The sequence below is a fragment of the Rhizobium sp. 01N447_2 genome (genome assembly GCF_056399245.1).
Genome location: NZ_JBFTQY010000056.1, coordinates 1 through 20066 on the forward strand (window position 1 = coordinate 1; position 20066 = coordinate 20066).

Below are 20066 nucleotides of genomic sequence, written 5' to 3' on the forward strand. Positions count from 1 at the left end.
TCGCCAATCCGCTTGAGTTTCTTTAGAACGAAAGACTTCGTCGCCAGCAGCGCCGCCGCCCTCGTTCAGTGAGTGGGCTTATAGAACTAACCAATCTCATCCGTCAACACACCCAACCAAAGTTTTTTGACATTTTTGTAACAGGTTGAAAATGAAGGACTTTTGGCGCTCATCTCCAGGAATGAAGAAATTCACCGCCCGAATGGGTGGTTTTTGAGATTCGTTTTCGCCGAATCCCGAAGAACGGCTTCGGCGAGGGACACAAGACATATATGGGGAGCTTGGCGCGGAATTCCAGGGTGCTTGCCTATGCCACGCCTCACTCGCTAGTTTGGCGATGAAGAACGATGCGGCGGAGCGAAGAATGCTTATCCTCGATGAAGAACAGACGCGCGCGGCCCTGCCTTGGCCGGAACTGATCGAGGCGATCGCTCGCATGTTCCAGAGCGAATGCGTGATGCCGGTGCGCCATCACCATGAAATGGAGGTGMCGGGTGAGGAGAGCTCCACACTGCTCCTGATGCCGGCCTGGGTTCCCGGACGCTATGCCGGGGTGAAGACGGTCTCGGTCTTTCCAGGCAATGTGCGGCGGGGCCTGCCGGCAATCTTTGGAACCTATCTTCTTTCCTCCGGCGCCACCGGGGAAATGCTTGCCGCAATCGACGGCGGCGAGTTGACCGCGCGGCGGACGGCGGCGGCATCGGCGCTGGCGGCCCGTCATCTCGCCCGCGCTGATGCGGAAGAGTTGCTCGTCTGCGGAACCGGGCGGCTGTCGCTCAACCTGATGCTTGCCCACGGCACGACCCGGCTGATCAAGAGGTACCGGGTCTGGGGCCGCAACGGCCAAGCGGCGGAAAAGATCGCAGCCGAAGCCCGGGCGCTCGGCCTCAATGCCGAGGCGGTCGCAGATGCTGAAGCCGCAGTGCGGACAGCCGATATCATTTCCTGCGCCACGCTTTCCAGCGAGCCGCTGATATCAGGCGAATGGCTGAAGCCCGGCGCCCATCTCGATCTCGTCGGCGCCTTCAAGCCGAGCATGCGTGAAAGCGACGACGAGGCCATCCGCCGTGCTTCGGTCTTTGTCGATACCCGCGCCGGTGCCATCAGCGAGGCGGGCGATATCGTTCAGCCGCTGAAAAGCGGCGTGCTGAATCAAGGCGACATCAGGGCTGAGCTCGCGGAACTCGTCAGCGGCGCCCATGGCGGACGAAGCCATGACGCTGAGATCACGCTGTTCAAGTCGGTCGGGGCGGCTTTGGAGGATCTCGCCGGGGCGATTCTTGCCTACGAGACAGTGACGGGCCGAAAGTGACAATCAGTGCATCCTTGCCGGATCTTCCGGTTTCACATGTCCTGCCGGCCGTCGGTGCCGCGTTGGCCGAGCAGCGACGCGCCGTTCTTTCCGCACCGCCCGGCGCCGGCAAGACGACGCTGGTACCACTTTACCTACTTGGCCAGGGCTGGCGCGGTGACGGCAAGATCATCCTGCTGGAGCCGCGGCGGCTGGCGGCGCGGGCGGCAGCAAGCCGGATGGCATCGCTGATCGGCGAACAGGTCGGCGGGACGGTCGGCTACCGCATGCGCCTTGACAACAGGATATCGAGAGCGACACGGATCGAGGTGGTGACCGAAGGGGTTTTTGCCCGGATGATCCTCGACGATCCGGAACTGACCGGTGTCTCGACGGTGATCTTCGACGAATTCCATGAGCGTTCGCTGGACGCAGACTTCGGACTCGCTTTGGCGCTCGACGTCCAGTCGGCGCTGCGCGAGGACCTGCGTATCCTGGTCATGTCAGCGACCCTCGACGTCGAACGTGTGGCCGCCCTGCTCGACCACCCACCGGTCATCGAAAGCCTGGGGCGCAGCTTTCCGATCGATATCCGTTACCAGGACCGGCCGGGCGGCGAACGCATCGAGGATGTTGTCACGCGGGCTATACTCGATGCCCATGCCAATGAGGCGGGCTCGATCCTCGCTTTCCTGCCTGGCCAGGCAGAAATCACGCGGACCGTGGAACGTCTGCAGGGACGATTCGGGGCCGAGACGCTGATTGCGCCGCTCTACGGCAATCTCAGCCAGAAGGAGCAGGATGCGGCGATCCGACCGGCATCCCAGGGGACGCGAAAAATTGTGCTTGCGACGTCGATCGCCGAAACATCGATCACCATCGACGGCGTCAGGATCGTGATCGACAGCGGCCTGCAACGCCTGCCGGTGTTCGAGGCGTCGACGGGGATCACGCGGCTGGAGACAGTGCGCGTATCGCGGGCTTCCGCCGATCAGCGGGCCGGCCGTGCCGGACGAACGGAACCTGGTATCGCCATAAGGCTATGGCACCAGGGACAGACGGCGGCACTGCCGGCCTTCACACCACCGCAGATCCTTTCCAGCGATCTCTCAGGGCTGGTGCTCGATCTCGCGCATTGGGGCGTTCAGGATCCGGCATCCCTTGCCTTCGTCGATCAACCGCCGGAAACGACGCTGAGGGAGGCGCGGGTGCTGCTTGGCCAGCTCGGCGCACTCGACAAGGACGGGGCGCTGACGGCGCGCGGCAAGGTGATGCGCGATCTCGCTTTGCCGCCGCGGCTTGCCGCCATGGTCGTCTCCGCAGGCGAATCGGGGCATGCCCGGGATGCGGCGTTGGTCGCCGTGCTTCTCACCGAACAGGGGCTTGGCGGACCGAGCATCGATATCGAGGAGCGGTTGCGGCGTTTCAAGGCCGAGCGCGGCGAGAGAGCGGAGGCTTCACGGCGACTGGGAGGACGGCTGGCGAGCGGCCTCGACAGCGTTACCGCAACGGCGCCGGCACTTGCGGGCCAGCTGCTGCTGCACGCATTTCCGGATCGAATCGCACTTCAGCGCGGCGGCCGCGGCCGATTCGTAATGGCGAACGGGCGCGGAGCGGAGCTGCCGGAAACCGAGAGGCTGGCCGGCAGCCAGATGCTGGTGATTGCCGACCTGACTGGACGGGCGGCGCAGGCGCGGGTTCTGGCGGCAGCTGAGGTGACGCGTGGCGACGTCGAAGCCGAGCTTCCCGGCGAGATCAAAACCGGCGACCAGATATTCTTCGACCGGCAGAGCCGGCAAGTGAGGGCGCGGCGGGCAACCCGGCTCGGCGCGATCGTCTTCGAAGAGACACCCTTGCCGCGACCTTCCGGGCCAGCAGTCAGCCAGGCACTGGTGGAGGGGGTGCGCGAGCTGGGGCTCGATCAGCTTGCCTTCTCGAAGGAGGCCATGCAGCTTCGCGAGCGGATCGGATTCCTTCACCGGATGATCGGCGAGCCCTGGCCTGACGTCAGCGACAGCGCCCTGCTTTCCCGGCTGGACGAGTGGTTCGGCCCCTTTCAGACCGACGCCCGCGGCCTTTCCGAGATTTCCACAGCCGGGCTTTCGAACGGGCTGATATCGCTGGTGCCGCACGAATTGCAGCGCGACCTTAGCCGGCTTGCGCCAACCCATTTCGAAGCGCCGACCGGCCAAAGGCATCCGATCCAATATGAGGGCGAGGAGCCGGTGCTGACGATCCGCGTGCAGGAGCTGTTTGGACTGAAGCAGCATCCAGCCATTGCCGGTGGCCGCCTGCCACTGCTGCTCGAGCTCACCTCGCCGGCGCACCGGCCGATCCAGACGACGCGCGACCTGCCGGGCTTCTGGGCCGGCTCGTGGAGGGATGTGCGTGCTGATATGCGCGGGCGCTATCCCCGGCATCCCTGGCCGGAGCGGCCGGAGGATGCGTTGCCGACGACACGGGCAAAACCGCGTGGTACATGAGGGCCGTTCAAGGAGCCCTCGGCATGATCGACAAGCCTGGCATGATCGACAACACGGAAGGCTATACGCTGGAGGACCGGCACAACAGCCGCAGGCTGCGCCTGCAGACATTGGTGCGGCTGCGCTGGCTTGCCGTCGGCGGACAGGCGCTGACGGTGTTCATCGTTGCCTTCTGGCTGAAATTTCCTTTGCCGCTGATTGCCAGCTCTTCGCTGATCGCCGCCCTTGCCTGGGTGAATTTTTACCTGACGATCCGCTATCCACCGACGCATCGGCTGGAACCGCCAGCCGCCTTTGCGCTGCTCGGCTTCGACCTTTTGCAGCTCTGCGCGCTGCTGTTCATCACCGGCGGCCTTGCCAATCCTTTCGCGGCGCTCGTCTGCGTGCCCGTCATCATCTCCTTTGCCTCGCAGCCGATCCGTTACAGCACCGCGCTGATCGGCTTTGCGATGGTCTGCATCACGGTGCTTGCCTTTTCGCCCTTCCCGCTGCCCTGGTTCGACGGGGTCGAAATCAACGTGCACAACGTGATGCAGTTCGGTGTCTGGTGCTCGATCGCCTCGACGATGGCATTCGCCGCCTTCTATGCCTATCGAGTCTCGATGGAAGCGAGCCAGCTTGCCGATGCGCTGGCTGCGACCGAACTGGTGCTGCAGCGGGAAAAACATCTGTCGCAACTCGATGGGCTGGCAGCCGCAGCCGCCCATGAGCTCGGCACGCCGCTTGCGACGATCAGCGTCGTCGCCAAGGAAATGGAGCGGGAACTCAAGAACGACGATCGTTTCCGCGAGGACGTGATGCTGCTGCGCAGCCAGAGCGAACGCTGCCGTGACATCTTGCGGCGGCTGACGACGCTTTCCTCGGAGGGCGAGGCGCATATGCGCCGCCTGCCGCTTTCGTCGATGATCGAGGAGATCGTCGCCCCGCACCGGGAATTCGGTATCGCTCTCGAGCTCATCGAAAAGAGCCCGCGCAAGGGCGAACCGGTCACCGACCGCAATGCCGGCATCATGTACGGGCTCGGCAACCTGATCGAAAACGCCGTCGATTACGCGCGGGAGAAAGTGACCGTCACTGTCGAGCACGATCACGACAAAGTGCTGATCGTTATCGAGGACGACGGCAACGGTTATGCGCCCGATATTCTGACGCGGATCGGCGAACCCTATGTGACCAAGCGGCAGAAGGAGGATACGGCCGGTGGCCTCGGGCTCGGGCTTTTCATCGCCAAAACCCTGCTGGAGCGCTCGGGGGCGTCGCTGGTTTTCGAGAACCGCGATCCGGAAAGTGCGGGCGCGCGTATCCGAATCGAATGGCCGCGCATGCTGATCGACGCAAATTCGACAAAATGACTTTGTCGGCATAAACAGGATATAGCGGTTAACGCAGATCGGGCGCTCAACCGCCGGGACCGAGACGATGACAGAACAGAATCATGACAATTTCGCCGCGTCGGATGAGGATCATATCGGTCCCGACGCCAGCCTGCTGATCGTCGACGACGACGGGCCGTTCCTGCGCCGCCTGGCACGGGCGATGGAGACGCGCGGCTTCCAGGTGGAGACGGCCGAATCGGTGGCGGAAGGCGTTGCGAAGTCGAGAGGCCGGCCGCCGAAATATGCGGTGGTCGATCTGCGGCTCGGCGACGGCAATGGGCTCGACGTCATCGAGGCGATCCGCCAGCGACGCGACGACACCAGGATCATCGTGCTGACCGGCTATGGCAATATCGCAACGGCGGTGACGGCCGTGAAGCTCGGCGCTGTCGACTACCTCGCAAAGCCTGCGGATGCCGACGACGTGTTTTCGGCGCTGACGCAACGGCCGGGCGAAAAGGCCGAGCTTCCCGAAAATCCGATGTCGGCCGACCGGGTGCGCTGGGAGCATATCCAGCGGGTCTATGAAATGTGCGAGCGCAATGTTTCCGAAACGGCCCGCCGGCTCAACATGCACCGGCGGACGCTGCAGCGTATCCTTGCCAAACGCGCGCCGAAATAGACAGCACAGCGCGGCATCAGACATCATCCACGTTGAACGGTTTTCCGTTCGCCCATTCGGCCATCAGCAGCCTTTGTGCGGCGGCGCGCGAGAAATTAAGTGTGACCGACTTGCGCGTGGCGGGCGCCATGCGGTGCTCCGGCGCCTCGCGAATCATATGCGCGCCATAACCATCCGACAGGAAAAGCCCGCATTCCTCGGGAAAAATCTCCAGCGGCACATCCTTGTGAGTCGCAAAGAACAGGCGGTCGCAATGCAGCCTGTATTCCGGCCATTTGCGATCCACCCTGAAATCTTCGATCGACGTCTTGATTTCGATGATCCAGACCTCGCCCTTTTCCGAAAGAGTGATCAGATCGGCGCGGCGACCGCTGGCCAGCGGCAGTTCGGGCAGCACGGCGTGACGCATTTCATGCAGCAATATCTGCGTTCCGCGCCGCACCATCATGGCCCTGTCCGATTGCCGGCCATCGATTAACGGATTGTTATTGTAAACGCTCAAAATCGTCATGGATAACCATCAGAGGGGCTGGCGCGTTGTTGCAAAAAAACCATGCGCTTCTAATTTGCGCGGCAGACGGATTTGTCGCGCTGCAGCAGCCTTGCAAAGCGCAAGTTAATCGAAAATAAACCATAATCAACGATGGTCGAAAGACCATTCTCCCTTGCCCCAAAACTTCAAGAGTCATCCATGCGCATCTGCAATGCATTCCCTGTATTTGGCCTGCTGGCGACGCTCGCTCTGGCCGGTTGCTCCACGACATCGGACAGCGCATCCGTCGACGACAAGGGCGCAGGCCCGACGGTACAGACAGCACAGATCTTCAACGACGCCTACGGCGTGACGAAGGATGCCGGATACTCCCTGCCGGCTATCCCGATCGATAGGGTCAAGCCGCAGTTCCGCCGCCAGGTCGTCAGCTACCAGACCACCGAGCGTCCCGGTACGATCATCGTCAACACGCGCGAGCGCTTCCTCTATTACATCCTGGCCAACGGCAAGGCGATGCGCTACGGCATCGGCGTCGGCAAGCAGGGCTTCGCATGGGCCGGCACCGCCTACGTCGCCTGGAAGCAGGAATGGCCGAACTGGCACCCGCCAAAGGAAATGGCCGTCCGCCGGCCCGATCTCGCCAAGTACGTCGAAGACGGCATGGGCCCGGGCCTCACCAATCCTCTCGGCGCACGCGCCATGTATCTCTTCAACGAGGACGGCAAGGACACGCTCTTCCGCCTGCACGGTACGCCGGAATGGGCCTCGATCGGCACCGCCGCTTCCTCGGGCTGCATTCGCCTGATGAACCAGGATGTCATCGATCTCTACGGCCGCGTTCGTCCCGGCAAGGGCACGTCCAAGGTCGTCGTCATTCAGTAAGCTAATTATCGAATTCGGTATAAAAAAGGCCGCCGAACTATCGTTCCGGCGGCCTTTTCGTATTCTCCGTTAGGCAGTCTGCTTCGCCTTGAGCTCGAGGCGGCGGCGGTGAAGCACCGGCTCGGTATAACCGTTCGGCTGTTCCCTACCCTTCAATACGAGATCGAGGGCAGCCCGGAAGGCGATCGAATCGTCAAAGTTGCCGGCCATCGGCCGGTAGGCGGGGTCTGACGCATTCTGCTGGTCGACGACGGCGGCCATGCGCTTCATCGTCTCGACGATCTGAGCTTCGGTGACAACCTTGTGGTGCAGCCAGTTCGCCATATGCTGGGCCGAAATGCGTAATGTAGCGCGATCTTCCATCAGACCGACATTGTTGATGTCGGGCACCTTCGAGCAGCCGACGCCCTGATCGACCCAGCGCACGACATAGCCGAGAATGCCCTGGGCATTGTTATCGAGCTCGCGCTGGATTTCCTCCGGCGTCCAGTTCGGCCGCACTGCGACCGGCACGGAGAGAATGTCGGACAGTTTGGCGCGGGCGCGATCCTTCAGCCCCTGCTGAACACGGGCGACATTGACCCGGTGATAATGGGTGGCATGCAGGGTCGCGGCCGTCGGCGACGGCACCCAGGCGGTGTTGGCGCCGGCTTTCGGATGGGCGATCTTCTGTTCGAGCATCGCCGCCATCAGATCCGGCATCGCCCACATGCCCTTGCCGATCTGGGCGTGGCCGGAAAGGCCACATTCGAGGCCGATGTCGACGTTCCAGTTCTCATAGGCGGAAATCCACGCCGCTTGGCGCATGTCGCCCTTGCGAATCATCGGGCCGGCTTCCATCGAGGTATGGATCTCATCGCCGGTACGATCGAGGAATCCGGTATTGATGAAAACGACGCGCTCGCGGGCGGCACGGATGCATTCCTTGAGGTTGACGGTCGTGCGGCGCTCCTCGTCCATGATGCCCATCATGATGGCATTGCGCGGCAGGCCAAGCGCATCTTCGACCCGCGAGAAGATTTCGACGGCGAAGGCGACCTCTTCGGGCCCATGCATCTTCGGCTTGACCACATACATGGAGCCGGTGCGGGAATTCTTCTTCCGGCCGGCCGGACCTATATCGTAAAGCGCGATCAGGCCGGTGATCACAGCATCCATGATGCCTTCAGGTACTTCGTTGCCGTCGCGGTCGAGGATCGCCGGATTGGTCATGAGGTGGCCGACATTGCGCACCAGCATCAGCGAGCGGCGATGCACCTCGAAGGAGGTGCCGTCCGGACCGGCATATTGCAGATCCGGATTGAGCTTGCGGATGAAGCTCGCTCCGCCCTTTGCCACTTCTTCCTGTAGATCGCCTTTCATCAGACCGAGCCAGTTGCGATAGACGACGACCTTGTCTTCGGCATCGACTGCGGCAATCGAATCCTCGCAGTCCATGATTGTCGTGATTGCCGATTCCAGCCAGACATCGGAAATATGAGCCGGATCGGCTTTCCCGATCGTCGTCGCCGCATCGATGACGATTTCGATGTGAATGCCGTTGTTCTTCAGGAGAATATGCGTTGGAGCGGTCGGATCTCCGCGGTAGCCGGCAAAATGGCCGCCGTCCGTCAGCTTTGCCTGCTCGCCATCGATCGATCTGACGACCAGCGCTCCATCCTTGACGGCAAAGCTTCCGACGTCCTTCCAGCGGCAGTCCTGCAGCGGCGCTGAYGCATCGAGGAAATCGCGCACCCAAGCGATGACCTTCTCGCCGCGCTTCGGATTGTAGCCCTTACCCTTCTCGGCGCCGTCGCTCTCGGGAATGGCGTCCGTACCGTAGAGCGCATCATAGAGCGAGCCCCAGCGGGCATTGGCGGCGTTCAAGGCGTAACGGGCGTTCATGACGGGAACGACGAGCTGCGGGCCGGCGATCGAGGCGATTTCCGGATCGGCATTTTCGGTCGAAACCTGGAAGTCCGATCCCTCAGGCAGGAGATAGCCGATTTCGCGGAGGAAGGACTGGTATTCGTCCATATCCGCCGGGGTGCCATGCCTGCGATACCAGTCGTCGATCTTTATCTGCAGGTCGTCGCGTTTTGCCAGCAATGCACGATTTTTCGGGGCGAGATCGTGGACTACAGCCGAAAAATCGGCAAAGAACTTGTCCGCATCGACCGCCAGACCCGGCAGTACCTCCTTGACGAGGAAATCATGAAGGACGGTTTCGATGGCAAGACCGTTCTTATCAACGCGGCTCATGCGGCATTCTCCCTGGCAACGACTTTGAATGCTGCCACTTTGCCCGGCTTTCATTCACAGTCAATTCCGCAATAATTCGAAAGATTTATGCTTTCGTGGAAATTATACGCGGCGTCACGCGCATCGGCAGCCCGTTCTGCGGCTGCGTCGTCAGCTTCTGCACCGGCCAGGGATTGGTCTGATCGGTGGAATCGAAGCGATAACGATGCATCAGGACAGCAAGGGCGATCACCGCCTCCTGAAGCGCAAAGGTTGCGCCGATGCAGACACGCGGGCCGGCGCCGAAAGGCAGGAACTGGAAGCGGCCGATGGAGCCGCGATTTTCCGGCAGGAAGCGTTCGGGCATATAGGCCCGCGGCCTGTCCCAGTGAAGTTCGTGGCGATGCAACGTCCAGGGCATGATGAGCACCGTGACATCGGCCTCGATCTCGACCCGCTCGCCCTTGGGGCTTGTCCAGGAATCATCCGATATGGCGGCGCGATTGATGGATGGCGCCGGCGGATAGAGGCGCAAAGCCTCCTCGAAGGCGGCGCGCGTCTGCGGCATCATATCCAGCCATTCCACAGGTTCGGCCCCAGTGGCGAGCACCGCGTCGATTTCTTCTTCCATCGCCTCGCGGATATGCGGGCTGTTCGATACGCAATACAGCGTCCAGGCCAATGCCCGGGCTGTGGTCTCATGCCCCGCACCGATGAAGGTCAGAATATTGTCTTCGATTTCTTCCTTGGTCAGCCCTTCAGGGCCGGCCTGTTCCAGGAGCAGGGTCAGGAAATCTTCTGGCGCGCTGCTGCGATTCGCCTTCATCTTTGCAAGCCGCATATCCATCGTGTTGCGCACGATGGCGCGGAATTTCTCCAGCACTTTCTGACCGCCGATGCGTGTCACACGTGGAACCCACGACGGAGCGCGCATCAGATCCATCGGATCGACGCGGCCCATGCGATGCAGGAGTTCATTGACATCGTCAGCGAAATGGCCGCTCGAGGTGACGATTTCACCTGAAAATAATGTGTCAGCCAGAATCGCGAAGGTCAGCTCGGTCATATCGGTGCTGATATCGAAAATTGCGCCTGCCTCGTCTGCGCTCTCATATTTACGGGCATAGTCTTCGGACTGGCGCAGCATCTGCCCGGCGAAGCCTTGGGCATGGCGAGGCGTGAAAACAGGCGCCACCGCCTTGCGCGATCTTTTCCAAACGGGACCTTCGGCGGTCAGAAGGCCGTCGCGGAGGATTGGACGCAGGACGAGCTGGCGCACATCCGACATGCGGTAATTATTGGCATTGTCGACCAGCACATGCTTGATCAGGCCGGGATCGTTGACGATCAGCGTCCTCTGGCCGAAGAAATTGGTGCGGATCCAGGGCAGCGTGTAGGACGGTTCGCCCCAGAGTTCGAGCGGATTGCGCAGGATGATGCGGATGATTTCCAGCCGGCTCGGCGGCACGGTACGCGGCAGCGGTGCTGGCGGAACGAAGGGGTCCGGACGCATGTCCATCGTAAAAGCCTTTCGGGGAAGATCTAGGCCTTCCCGGCAAGCTTGAAGCTAGAGCAGGCCCTTAAGTTCGTCCAGCTTGTCGTTGATCAGCCAGCCGTAATAATTCTCTTCCGGCCAGACAGTCGTACCGGCGCCGCGATTCTTCGCAGCAAGGGCTGCGGCGCGCTGGCGCGAATTGCCGACATTATAGAGCGTCGCCGTCAGGCCGGGATTGCCCGAGATATCCATGCCGGCGATCTCCTTATAATCGTCGATCGACCTGCGGATCGAGGCCGCGACGAAGGCGAGCGAGATATCGGGATCCATGATGGCCCTGTAGACGGCGCCGGCATTCTTTTCGTTCAGCTTTGGATAACCGGACACGCGGGTCACGAGATCGGAGAGCATCAGCGCCGTCAGCGGATTGACCTGGCCGAGGCCGAAGGTCTGACCGGCATAGAAGGGCTGGAAGAAGACTGCGCTGAAACGGTTGTTGGGGAAGCTCGTGCCGCCCACCGTCTTGCCGCGGAAATCGGTTTCCCAGACATCTTCGCGGCAGGACCAGAGCGTGTAGGAATCGGTCTTGCCCTTGCATTCGGCAAATTGCGGCCGCGCCACGAATTCGTCGACGCTTTCGCCGTCATAGGCGAAGCGGAAGCTTTCTCCGGCGTAGGAGGCAGCCTTGACATAATAGGCCTGCAGCCGGTCATAGGCGTCGACATTATAGGTGTGTTCGCCGACGATCGCGCCGACGACATGGAGGGGATTGATGCCGTAGGCGCTGGAGATCTTGCGGATCTTGCTCATCAGCTCGCGGTCGGTCGCCAGAAGCTCATGAACCTTTTCGTATTTCAGATCGAAGCTGCTCTTGGTACCCTTGGTGCGCCTGATGGAAGCCCCCGGAATATCGGGCTGCTCGGCGTGACGATTGCCGGCCGGCACCGTCTGCATTGCGAAGGCAGGCACCGAATTCACCAGGGCAACGGCAATCATAAGGCTTGTCAAAAGGCGTCGCACGATCCGTTATCCCGTCCGTTCCATCGTCCTGTTTGTGATGCGGCTGCCTGGACCAGAATCTTGGCCGAATAAAGCCGAGCAGAAAACAAAACGGGACTTCACTAGAAAGTAAAAGGCCCGTTGTCGAGAGTCGCGTTCGTTACAATCCGTCATTCATGCCGGGAAAGACATGAAGCGGTGCACCGATATCACAGAATGAAGCGCGATAGATCGGTATTCTGCGCGAGATCGCCGACATGTTCGCGCACATAGGCGGCATCGATCGTTACGGCCGTCCCGCCCCGATCCGGCGCGTTGTAGGAAATATCGTCGAGCACTCGCTCCATCACCGTCTGCAGACGGCGTGCGCCGATGTTTTCGACGGAGGAGTTCAAGTGCACGGCGACATCGGCAAGCGCGTCGATCGCGTCGTCGGTGAATTCGAGGCTCAGGCTTTCCGTCTCCATCAGAGCGCGATACTGGCGGATGAGGCTCGCTTCCGTCTCGGTCAGGATCCGGCGGAAATCATCCTTGTTCAGCGGACGCAATTCGACACGGATCGGCAGGCGGCCCTGCAATTCCGGCAGAAGATCCGAGGGCTTGGAGACATGGAAGGCGCCGGAGGCAATGAACAGGATATGGTCCGTCTTGACCGGCCCGTATTTGGTCGAAACCGTCGTGCCTTCGACGAGCGGCAAGAGGTCGCGCTGGACGCCTTCGCGTGAAACGCCGGCGCCCATGCCACCGTCGCGGGCGGCGATCTTGTCGATTTCGTCGAGGAAGACGATACCGTCATTCTCGGTGGAGCGAACGGCTTCGCGCTGGATCACTTCGTTGTCGATCAGCTTGTCGGATTCGTCGAGGATCAAGTCGCCATAGGAGGCCTTGACTGTGGTGCGGACCTTCTTGGTGCGGCCGCCCATCGCCTTGCCGAACATTTCCGACAGGTTCAGCACGCCGATATTGGCGCCCGGCATTCCGGGAATTTCGAAGCCACCCATGCCGGAACCGGCATCGGCCACCTCGATATCGATTTCCTTGTCGTCGAGCTCGCCGTCCCGGAGCTTCTTGCGGAAGTTTTCGCGCGTGGCAGGCGATGCTGTCGTGCCGACCAGCGCATCGAGAACACGCTCCTCGGCGCTCACATGCGCCTTGGCCTGCACCTCGGCCCGCTTCTTCTCGCGCACCAGACCGATGCCAACCTCGACCAGATCGCGGATGATCTGCTCGACATCGCGGCCGACATAGCCGACYTCGGTGAAYTTGGTGGCTTCSACCTTGATGAAGGGCGCACCGGCGAGTTTTGCCAGGCGGCGGGAGATTTCCGTCTTGCCGACGCCGGTCGGACCGATCATCAGGATGTTCTTCGGCATGACTTCGTCGCGCAGGCTCGGATCGAGCTGCTGGCGGCGCCAGCGATTGCGCAGCGCAATCGCAACGGCGCGCTTGGCATCATGCTGGCCGATGATGTAGCGATCGAGCTCGGAAACAATCTCGCGGGGGGAAAAAGTGGTCATTGTGTATCATTCTCCTGGCGGTCCAGGGCCATCAACAGCGCCCGGCCGTATTTCGTCGTTGTTTCGCCAAGTCCTTGAAAGCCCGCCTTGGTATAGGCTCTGATTGCGAATGCATTGTCAGGATGCGGATCGACCAGGATCCGCTGCGCGCCCTTTGCAAAGAGCATATCGCAGAACCCTATCATAAAGGCCGGTCCATGACCCTTGCCCGCGAATTCCTCGATGCCGATGAACTGGTCGATGCCGTAGGTGCCCTTCGGCTGACCGGCGAGCGCTTCATCGTCCTCGTCGTCGAGATCGGCCGCCTGGATAAAGGCGAAGTCCTTTCCATTCAGCGTGACCATGAAGCACGAGACGGAGGCCGCATCGATATGCTTTTCCATCGAAGCCAGCGCCTTGGCCGGATCGCTCCACCAGCGCCTGACATGCCGGCTTTCCAGCCATTTGGCGAGGAGCGGCAGGTCAACCGCGGAAAGCGGCCGGAAGGCATAGGGTTCAGCCTTCGGCATCCAGCGATTCCACCACGACGTTGTGGTTCGTGTAGACGCAGATGTCGGCGGCGATATCGAGGGCGCGGCGAGCAATCTCTTCGGCCGATTTGTCGGTATCCATGAGTGCGAGGGCGGCCGCGAGGGCAAAATTGCCGCCGGAACCGATCGCCGTCGTGCCATGCTCCGGTTCCAGAACGTCGCCATTACCGGTGATCGCCAGCGTGATCGACTTGTCGGCGACGAGCATCATGGCTTCGAGATTACGCAGGTATTTGTCGGTGCGCCAGTCCTTGGCGAGCTCGACGGCGGCACGCATCAATTGACCGGGATATTGCTCCAGCTTCTTTTCAAGCCTTTCGAGCAGGGTGAAGGCATCGGCGGTGGCGCCGGCGAAACCGGCGACGACTTCGCCCTTGCCGATGCGGCGTACCTTACGGGCGTTGCCCTTCATGACGGTCTGGCCGAGGCTCACCTGGCCATCGCCCGCCATCACCACCTTGCCGCCTTTTCGAACTGTAATGATTGTTGTCATAAAACACCTGTCTGCCGGGCCGCATGCCGACCCTGTTGAGCCCTATGTAAGTGGACTGGCGCCGATTGCAAATGGGCCGGCTTTTCTCTTCCCCGGCTTCTGGATATTTCCCGATGCGCCTGATAAGGAACGGCCTTATTCCCGATGGAGGGCCATATGGCCGAGACCGCAGCAAGCCGCACGGGCAGCGTTTCCCGCAAGACCAACGAAACCTCGATTTCCGTTTCCGTCAATCTCGACGGCACCGGCAAATCGACGATTTCAACGGGCGTCGGCTTCTTCGACCACATGCTCGACCAGCTTTCGCGACATTCCCTCATCGACATGGAGATCGATGCCAAGGGCGACCTGCATATCGACGACCACCATACGGTCGAAGATACGGGCATCGCCATCGGCCAGGCGATCTCCAAGGCGCTCGGCGACCGGCGCGGCATCACCCGCTACGCGTCGATCGATCTCGCCATGGACGAGACGATGACCAAGGCTGCTGTCGATCTTTCCGGCCGGCCGTTCCTCGTCTGGAATGTCGCCTTCAGTGCGCCGAAGATCGGCACTTTCGACACGGAACTCGTTCGTGAATTCTTCCATGCGCTCGCCCAGAATGCCGGCATCACCTTGCATATTCTCAACCATTATGGCGCCAACAACCACCATATTGCCGAGACATGCTTCAAGGCCGTTGCCCGCGTACTGCGCACGGCGACAGAGATCGATCCGAGACAGGCGGGCCGTGTTCCCTCGACCAAGGGCACGCTCGTCTGAGCCCTTCAAGGGAGCGGCGACAATGACATCCAGCTATATCTTCCTGACACCGCCCGGCAGCACGAGCGCCACGGTCGATGAGACGCGAACCATCCGCGACGGCTTCACGCTGCTCGGCTTCCTGTTTCCATGGCTTTGGCTGCTGGCACATCGGCTTTGGCTGCATGCGGCCGCGGCTTTTCTGCTGCAGGGGATCGGTGGCGCGCTGATGGACGAACCGGGTCTCGGGCCGGCGGGGGCGGCAATCCTATTGGGCGTGAATATTCTGGTCGGTCTCGAGGGCCAGAATTTCCGTGTCCGCAACCTTGCCGCCAAGGGTTGGAACGAAGACGAACTCATTGCAGCCGATACGATCGGCATTGCTGAGCAGATCTATTTCTCGGACAGGGCCGTCATCGCGGATAGCGACGACGCAGCGGCACCGGACTGGCAGAACAGGGCCCGCCCGAACAGCCCGCACGGCCATGCAACGTCGCTTGGTCTCTTTGGTTTTGATGGAGGACGCTGACGATGCGCGTCGCGATTATCGACTATGGCTCCGGTAACCTGCGCTCGGCGACCAAGGCTTTCGAGCGTGCCGCCCGCGAAGCTGGCATCGATGCCCATATCGATCTCACCGACAGGGCGGAGGATGTTGCCGCGGCCGATCGTATCGTGCTTCCCGGTGTTGGTGCCTATGCCGATTGCCGGCGCGGCCTCGATGCCGTGCCTGGGATGGCCGAGGTGCTGATCGAGGCTGTCGAGAAGAAAGCGCGGCCGTTCCTCGGCATTTGCGTCGGCATGCAGCTCATGTCCTCGCGCGGCCTCGAGAAGACCGTGACGCACGGCTTTAACTGGATTCCCGGTGACGTCGTCGAGATGACGCCGGATGATCCGGCACTCAAGATCCCGCAGATCGGCTGGAACACGCTCGACCTGAAGCGCGAACATCCGCTCTTCGAAGGAATTCCGACGGGGTCGCAGGGGCTGCATGCCTATTTCGTGCATTCCTACCATCTTGCCGCCGAAAACGCCGAGGATGTCATCGCGACGGCCGATTATGGCGGTCCGATGACCGCTTTCGTCGGACGCGCCAACATGGTCGGAGCACAGTTTCACCCGGAAAAGAGCCAGAAGCTCGGCCTGGCCCTGATCGCCAATTTCCTGCGCTGGAACCCGTAGAGCTTGTTCACGCAATTCAGGACGCAAAACCGCTGCGCACTTTTCCTGGAATTGCTCCAAGGACTGGCTTTTAATACAGCCGCCTTATTTTCTCTGTAAGGAAACGGCGGAACAGGAGTGCGCTCGATGCCGGCGTCACGGAAATCAGGCAAGGTGTTCTACACATTGCGGCCCTCCAGGGAAGGCTTGCCTCCCTTTTCTGACATCAAGCTTCCCGGCGGCACGATCATCCGCCGTGTCGACGAAGCCATCCACAGGAAGGCGCTTTCCAATGCAGCCAAGGCGCTGAAAGAAAGGCTGGACCGATGATCCCTGAATCTTTCCCCGCAAACGACAGTCCGAGCCGGCGGCAAAACGGGGTCAGCGCCGGCGACATCGCCGAGGCCGTGCTGGAATTTTATATCGAAGGTGAGGACGATCTGATCGGCCTGCTCGCCTATGCACTCTACGAGCGGCAAAAGCGCGATTTCGTTCTCAGCCACCGCAAGCGAAATGCCGGCCGTTCACCCGATGATGCCGAACTTGCCGCCGTCAACAGCAATTATCTCTCGACCGACCTGCGCAATACGTTGCGCGACCGCGCCTCGCAGATCCTTTCGAGTTATGCCGAAACCTATGTCGAGGCGATGGAGCCGCAGATCCGGCTGTCCGCGGTCAACAGCGATGCGTTGCGCCAGGTGCGAAACATCGAGAAAACAATGAAGAGGCGACTGGGCTTCTGGCGTCAGGTACGTGCCGGCTTTGCCGTCACCCTGCTCCTCCTTCTGCTTTTCGGCGCGGCTGCCATTGCCGCTGTCTTTTTCCGCTCGGATATCGTAGATGCGTGGAATGCGCTGATGGTAGCGACCACTCTACGGACGTAAGACGACATGATCCTTTTTCCCGCGATCGATCTGAAAGGTGGCCAATGCGTCCGCCTGAAGCTCGGCGACATGCAGCAGGCGACGGTCTACAACACCGATCCGGCCGCCCAGGCGAGATCCTTCGAAGATCAAGGTTTCGAATGGCTGCATGTGGTCGATCTCGACGGCGCCTTCGCGGGACATTCGGCCAATGGCGACGCCGTCGAAGCGATCTTGAAGGCAACTGACAATCCAGTGCAGCTCGGCGGCGGCATTCGCACGCTCGATCATATCGAGGCCTGGCTGTCACGCGGGCTGCGGCGTGTCATTCTCGGCACCGTCGCGGTCAGAAATCCGGCGCTGGTCATCGAGGCCTGCCGGAAATTTCCCGGTCATGTCGCCGTCGGTATCGATGCCAAGGGCGGCAAGGTGGCCGTCGAGGGTTGGGCGGAGGCCTCCGAACTCGGTATCATCGAGCTCGCCAGGAAATTCGAGGGCGCCGGCGTCGCCGCGATCATCTACACCGATATCGACCGTGACGGCATCCTTGCCGGGATCAATTGGACCTCGACGCTGGAACTTGCCGACGCCGTCTCCATTCCCGTCATTGCCTCGGGTGGCCTTGCCTCTCTCGACGATATCCGCCGCATGCTAGAGCCCGATGCGCGGAAATTGGAAGGGGCGATTTCAGGCCGTGCGCTTTACGACGGCCGTATCGATCCCACGGAAGCGCTGGCGCTCATCAAGGCGGCCCGGGCCAAGGAGACCGCGTAAATGACCCTCAAGGCCCGTGTCATCCCCTGCCTCGACGTCAAGGACGGCCGTGTCGTCAAGGGCGTCAACTTCCTCAATCTCGTCGATGCCGGCGATCCCGTCGAAGCCGCGAAGGCCTACGATGCGGCGGGCGCCGATGAACTCTGCTTCCTCGACATCACCGCTTCCTCGGACAATCGCGAGACGATCTTCGATGTCGTGTCGCGCACGGCCGACCAATGCTTCATGCCGCTGACGGTCGGCGGCGGGGTGCGTACCATCGCTGATATCCGCAAACTGCTGCTGTGCGGCGCCGACAAGGTCTCGATCAATTCGGCAGCCGTCAGCAATCCCGACTTCGTTGCCGAGGCGGCCGACAAGTTCGGCGACCAGTGCATCGTCGTGTCGATCGATGCCAAGCGCAGGCGCACCCAGGTGGTCGGCGGCGACAATCTCAGCGCCTGGGAAATCTATACCCATGGCGGCCGCAACGCGACCGGCATTGATGCCATCGAATTCGCCCAGAAGATGGTGGCGCGCGGCGCCGGCGAGCTCTTGGTCACCTCGATGGACCGTGACGGCACCAAGGTCGGCTACGATCTGGAACTAACGCGAGCGATCGCCGATGCTGTGCGAGTGCCGGTGATCGCCTCCGGCGGCGTCGGCGATCTCGACGATCTCGTCGCCGGGGTGAAAGAGGGCCATGCCAATGCCGTCCTCGCCGCATCGATCTTCCACTTTGGCACCTATTCCGTCAGCGAGGCGAAGCACTATATGTCGAAGTGCGGTATCGACATGCGTCTCGACTGAACCTTGAAAGCGGACATATGAGCGGATTTTCCCTTTCCGATCTCGAAAGCATCGTCGAAGAGCGATCGAAAGCCTCGCCGGAGCAATCCTGGACAGCCAAGCTCGTGGCCGCCGGCCAGCCGAAAGCGGCAAAGAAGCTCGGCGAAGAGGCGATCGAAGCCGTGATGGCGGCGGTGACCGGCGACCGCGACAATCTGACCTATGAGGCTGCCGATGTGCTCTATCACCTATTGGTCGTATTGAAGATTGCTGAAATACCGTTAGAGAATGTCATGGCCGAGCTCGAGCGCAGAACCGCGCAGTCCGGCCTCAAGGAAAAGGCCAGCCGGCAGAGTTCATGAGTATCGCGACTGAGATTATCGGGGTGCCGGAAACGTTGGATCACTTCCAGTCGGAATCCTATTCGCCCTACCACTTCTTTTCTTCCGAACAATGGGCGAAATTCCGCGCCGATACGCCGTTGACGCTGACGAGCGATGAGGTCAAACGGCTGCGTTCGATGGGCGACCCGATTGATCTCGATGAGGTCCGGCGCATCTATCTGTCGCTGTCGCGGCTGCTCTCGGCACATGTCGAATCCTCGCAGATGCTGTTCGAACAGCGCAATCGCTTCCTCAGCCTGTCCGATGTGACGAAGACGCCCTTCGTCATCGGCATCGCCGGCTCGGTCGCTGTGGGAAAATCGACCACCGCCCGTATCCTCAAGGAGCTCCTGGGGCGCTGGCCTTCCAGTCCGAAGGTCGATCTCGTCACCACCGACGGCTTCCTGCATCCGAACGCCGTGCTGCAGCGGGAAAAGCTGATGCAGCGCAAGGGCTTTCCGGAAAGCTACGACACGGGTGCGATCCTGCGCTTCCTCTCGGCGATCAAGGCCGGGCGGCCGGACGTGAAGGCGCCCTGCTATTCGCACCTCGTCTACGACGTATTGCCGGACGAGTACAAGATCGTCGACCGGCCCGACATCCTGATCTTCGAGGGCATCAACGTGCTGCAATCGCGCGACCTGCCTGCCGGCGGCAAGATCGTGCCGATGGTCTCCGACTTCTTCGACTTCTCGATCTATATCGATGCCGCCGAAGAGGAGATCCACAACTGGTATGTCACGCGCTTCATGCGGCTGCGCGAGACCGCCTTCCGTGACCCGAATTCCTATTTCCATCGCTATGCCTCGATCAGCGACGCGGAAGCGCTGGAAATCGCCGAGGATCTTTGGGCAAACATCAACCTGAAGAACCTGCGGCAGAACATTCTGCCGACGCGTCCACGCGCCGATCTCATCCTGAAAAAGGGCAAGGATCACCTGATCGAGCAGGTCGCACTGCGAAAACTATAGC

The 20066-nt window shown here is 61.2% G+C and carries 21 protein-coding genes; 14 read left to right on the forward strand and 7 right to left on the reverse strand.

Translation table 11 applies throughout. From position 1 onward, the window contains the following. Positions 1 to 364 precede the first annotated feature (364 nt). The 4 genes from lhpI (at position 365) to AC1ECN_RS28095 (ending at position 5772) form a co-directional block, all read left to right on the forward strand. On the forward strand, positions 365 to 1312 hold the full coding sequence (gene lhpI, locus AC1ECN_RS28080) for a bifunctional Delta(1)-pyrroline-2-carboxylate/Delta(1)-piperideine-2-carboxylate reductase (protein ID WP_477954798.1): 948 nt from the start codon (positions 365 to 367) through the stop codon (positions 1310 to 1312). Next, positions 1309 to 3774: an ATP-dependent helicase HrpB gene (gene hrpB, locus AC1ECN_RS28085; RefSeq protein WP_130662543.1), complete on the forward strand. Its 2466-nt coding sequence runs from the start codon at positions 1309 to 1311 to the stop codon at positions 3772 to 3774. Before lhpI ends, hrpB begins: the two co-directional genes overlap by 4 nt. Before the next feature lie 23 nt (positions 3775 to 3797). Beyond that, positions 3798 to 5126 (forward strand): ActS/PrrB/RegB family redox-sensitive histidine kinase, encoded by a 1329-nt coding sequence (locus AC1ECN_RS28090; protein WP_024322877.1) that lies wholly within the window; start codon positions 3798 to 3800, stop codon positions 5124 to 5126. Positions 5127 to 5193: 67 nt separating this feature from the next. Next, the gene (locus tag AC1ECN_RS28095; protein ID WP_011649881.1) at positions 5194 to 5772 is read left to right on the forward strand and encodes an ActR/PrrA/RegA family redox response regulator transcription factor; all 579 of its coding nucleotides are present in this window, start codon (positions 5194 to 5196) and stop codon (positions 5770 to 5772) included. 16 nt (positions 5773 to 5788) lie between these two features. Here the strand turns inward: AC1ECN_RS28095 and AC1ECN_RS28100 are convergent, their stop codons facing one another. Next, a complete protein-coding gene (locus AC1ECN_RS28100; RefSeq protein WP_018068882.1) occupies positions 5789 to 6283 on the reverse strand; it encodes an MmcB family DNA repair protein in 495 nt (164 codons plus the stop codon). Positions 6284 to 6463: 180 nt separating this feature from the next. Here AC1ECN_RS28100 and AC1ECN_RS28105 point away from each other — a divergent pair, with 180 nt between their 5' ends. After that, positions 6464 to 7147, forward strand: a complete 684-nt coding sequence (locus AC1ECN_RS28105; protein ID WP_018068883.1) for a L,D-transpeptidase — start codon at positions 6464 to 6466, stop codon at positions 7145 to 7147. Positions 7148 to 7216: 69 nt separating this feature from the next. Here the strand turns inward: AC1ECN_RS28105 and AC1ECN_RS28110 are convergent, their stop codons facing one another. From AC1ECN_RS28110 to hslV, 6 genes are all read right to left on the reverse strand, one after another. Further along, positions 7217 to 9388, reverse strand: coding sequence for a malate synthase G (locus AC1ECN_RS28110; protein WP_130662542.1), 2172 nt, complete (start codon positions 9386 to 9388; stop codon positions 7217 to 7219). Between the two features lie 85 nt (positions 9389 to 9473). Beyond that, complete coding sequence (locus tag AC1ECN_RS28115; RefSeq protein WP_018068885.1) at positions 9474 to 10886, reverse strand: cytochrome P450; 1413 nt, start codon at positions 10884 to 10886, stop codon at positions 9474 to 9476. Positions 10887 to 10934: 48 nt separating this feature from the next. Beyond that, the gene (locus tag AC1ECN_RS28120) at positions 10935 to 11882 is read right to left on the reverse strand and encodes a DUF1402 family protein (RefSeq protein WP_018068886.1); all 948 of its coding nucleotides are present in this window, start codon (positions 11880 to 11882) and stop codon (positions 10935 to 10937) included. 188 nt (positions 11883 to 12070) lie between these two features. Then, positions 12071 to 13378, reverse strand: a complete 1308-nt coding sequence (hslU, locus tag AC1ECN_RS28125) for an ATP-dependent protease ATPase subunit HslU (protein WP_018068887.1) — start codon at positions 13376 to 13378, stop codon at positions 12071 to 12073. Then, positions 13375 to 13887, reverse strand: coding sequence for a GNAT family N-acetyltransferase (locus AC1ECN_RS28130; RefSeq protein WP_018068888.1), 513 nt, complete (start codon positions 13885 to 13887; stop codon positions 13375 to 13377). The genes hslU and AC1ECN_RS28130 overlap by 4 nt, the downstream gene beginning before the upstream one ends. Then, complete coding sequence (gene hslV, locus AC1ECN_RS28135; protein WP_017962666.1) at positions 13874 to 14401, reverse strand: ATP-dependent protease subunit HslV; 528 nt, start codon at positions 14399 to 14401, stop codon at positions 13874 to 13876. Before hslV ends, AC1ECN_RS28130 begins: the two co-directional genes overlap by 14 nt. Positions 14402 to 14557: 156 nt before the next feature. On the opposite strand from hslV, the gene hisB reads away from it, so the two are divergent. The 9 genes from hisB (at position 14558) to coaA (ending at position 20065) form a co-directional block, all read left to right on the forward strand. After that, complete coding sequence (gene hisB / locus AC1ECN_RS28140) at positions 14558 to 15166, forward strand: imidazoleglycerol-phosphate dehydratase HisB (RefSeq protein ID WP_075225899.1); 609 nt, start codon at positions 14558 to 14560, stop codon at positions 15164 to 15166. 22 nt (positions 15167 to 15188) lie between these two features. After that, positions 15189 to 15674: a DUF2628 domain-containing protein gene (locus tag AC1ECN_RS28145; RefSeq protein ID WP_075225893.1), complete on the forward strand. Its 486-nt coding sequence runs from the start codon at positions 15189 to 15191 to the stop codon at positions 15672 to 15674. Between the two features lie 2 nt (positions 15675 to 15676). Beyond that, entirely contained in the window at positions 15677 to 16327 is a 651-nt protein-coding gene (gene hisH, locus AC1ECN_RS28150; RefSeq protein ID WP_018068891.1) for an imidazole glycerol phosphate synthase subunit HisH, read from the forward strand. 126 nt (positions 16328 to 16453) lie between these two features. Next, on the forward strand, positions 16454 to 16636 hold the full coding sequence (locus AC1ECN_RS28155; protein WP_029768237.1) for a hypothetical protein: 183 nt from the start codon (positions 16454 to 16456) through the stop codon (positions 16634 to 16636). After that, a complete protein-coding gene (locus AC1ECN_RS28160; RefSeq protein ID WP_024322882.1) occupies positions 16633 to 17190 on the forward strand; it encodes a hypothetical protein in 558 nt (185 codons plus the stop codon). The genes AC1ECN_RS28155 and AC1ECN_RS28160 overlap by 4 nt, the downstream gene beginning before the upstream one ends. Positions 17191 to 17196: 6 nt before the next feature. Beyond that, a complete protein-coding gene (hisA, locus tag AC1ECN_RS28165) occupies positions 17197 to 17943 on the forward strand; it encodes a 1-(5-phosphoribosyl)-5-[(5-phosphoribosylamino)methylideneamino]imidazole-4-carboxamide isomerase (protein ID WP_024322883.1) in 747 nt (248 codons plus the stop codon). Beyond that, the gene (hisF, locus tag AC1ECN_RS28170; protein WP_130673319.1) at positions 17944 to 18732 is read left to right on the forward strand and encodes an imidazole glycerol phosphate synthase subunit HisF; all 789 of its coding nucleotides are present in this window, start codon (positions 17944 to 17946) and stop codon (positions 18730 to 18732) included. Positions 18733 to 18749: 17 nt separating this feature from the next. Continuing rightward, positions 18750 to 19073 carry a phosphoribosyl-ATP diphosphatase gene (locus AC1ECN_RS28175; RefSeq protein ID WP_017995608.1) on the forward strand — a complete coding sequence of 108 codons (324 nt, stop codon included), beginning with the start codon at positions 18750 to 18752 and terminating at the stop codon, positions 19071 to 19073. Further along, a complete protein-coding gene (gene coaA / locus AC1ECN_RS28180) occupies positions 19070 to 20065 on the forward strand; it encodes a type I pantothenate kinase (RefSeq protein ID WP_130673318.1) in 996 nt (331 codons plus the stop codon). The genes AC1ECN_RS28175 and coaA overlap by 4 nt, the downstream gene beginning before the upstream one ends. The last annotated feature ends 1 nt before the right edge of the window (position 20066 follow it).

Excerpts from the sequence above, each read along its gene's own strand:
- AC1ECN_RS28090 (WP_024322877.1), top strand. The coding sequence starts at position 3,798 with ATGATCGACAAGCCTGGCATGATCGACAACACGGAAGGCTATACGCTG.
- AC1ECN_RS28095 (WP_011649881.1), top strand. The coding sequence starts at position 5,194 with ATGACAGAACAGAATCATGACAATTTCGCCGCGTCGGATGAGGATCAT.
- AC1ECN_RS28100 (WP_018068882.1), bottom strand. The coding sequence starts at position 6,283 with ATGACGATTTTGAGCGTTTACAATAACAATCCGTTAATCGATGGCCGG.
- AC1ECN_RS28105 (WP_018068883.1), top strand. The coding sequence starts at position 6,464 with ATGCGCATCTGCAATGCATTCCCTGTATTTGGCCTGCTGGCGACGCTC.
- AC1ECN_RS28115 (WP_018068885.1), bottom strand. The coding sequence starts at position 10,886 with ATGGACATGCGTCCGGACCCCTTCGTTCCGCCAGCACCGCTGCCGCGT.
- AC1ECN_RS28130 (WP_018068888.1), bottom strand. The coding sequence starts at position 13,887 with ATGCCGAAGGCTGAACCCTATGCCTTCCGGCCGCTTTCCGCGGTTGAC.
- hslV (WP_017962666.1), bottom strand. The coding sequence starts at position 14,401 with ATGACAACAATCATTACAGTTCGAAAAGGCGGCAAGGTGGTGATGGCG.
- hisB (WP_075225899.1), top strand. The coding sequence starts at position 14,558 with ATGGCCGAGACCGCAGCAAGCCGCACGGGCAGCGTTTCCCGCAAGACC.
- AC1ECN_RS28145 (WP_075225893.1), top strand. The coding sequence starts at position 15,189 with ATGACATCCAGCTATATCTTCCTGACACCGCCCGGCAGCACGAGCGCC.
- hisH (WP_018068891.1), top strand. The coding sequence starts at position 15,677 with ATGCGCGTCGCGATTATCGACTATGGCTCCGGTAACCTGCGCTCGGCG.
- AC1ECN_RS28155 (WP_029768237.1), top strand. The coding sequence starts at position 16,454 with ATGCCGGCGTCACGGAAATCAGGCAAGGTGTTCTACACATTGCGGCCC.
- AC1ECN_RS28160 (WP_024322882.1), top strand. The coding sequence starts at position 16,633 with ATGATCCCTGAATCTTTCCCCGCAAACGACAGTCCGAGCCGGCGGCAA.
- hisA (WP_024322883.1), top strand. The coding sequence starts at position 17,197 with ATGATCCTTTTTCCCGCGATCGATCTGAAAGGTGGCCAATGCGTCCGC.
- hisF (WP_130673319.1), top strand. The coding sequence starts at position 17,944 with ATGACCCTCAAGGCCCGTGTCATCCCCTGCCTCGACGTCAAGGACGGC.
- AC1ECN_RS28175 (WP_017995608.1), top strand. The coding sequence starts at position 18,750 with ATGAGCGGATTTTCCCTTTCCGATCTCGAAAGCATCGTCGAAGAGCGA.
- coaA (WP_130673318.1), top strand. The coding sequence starts at position 19,070 with ATGAGTATCGCGACTGAGATTATCGGGGTGCCGGAAACGTTGGATCAC.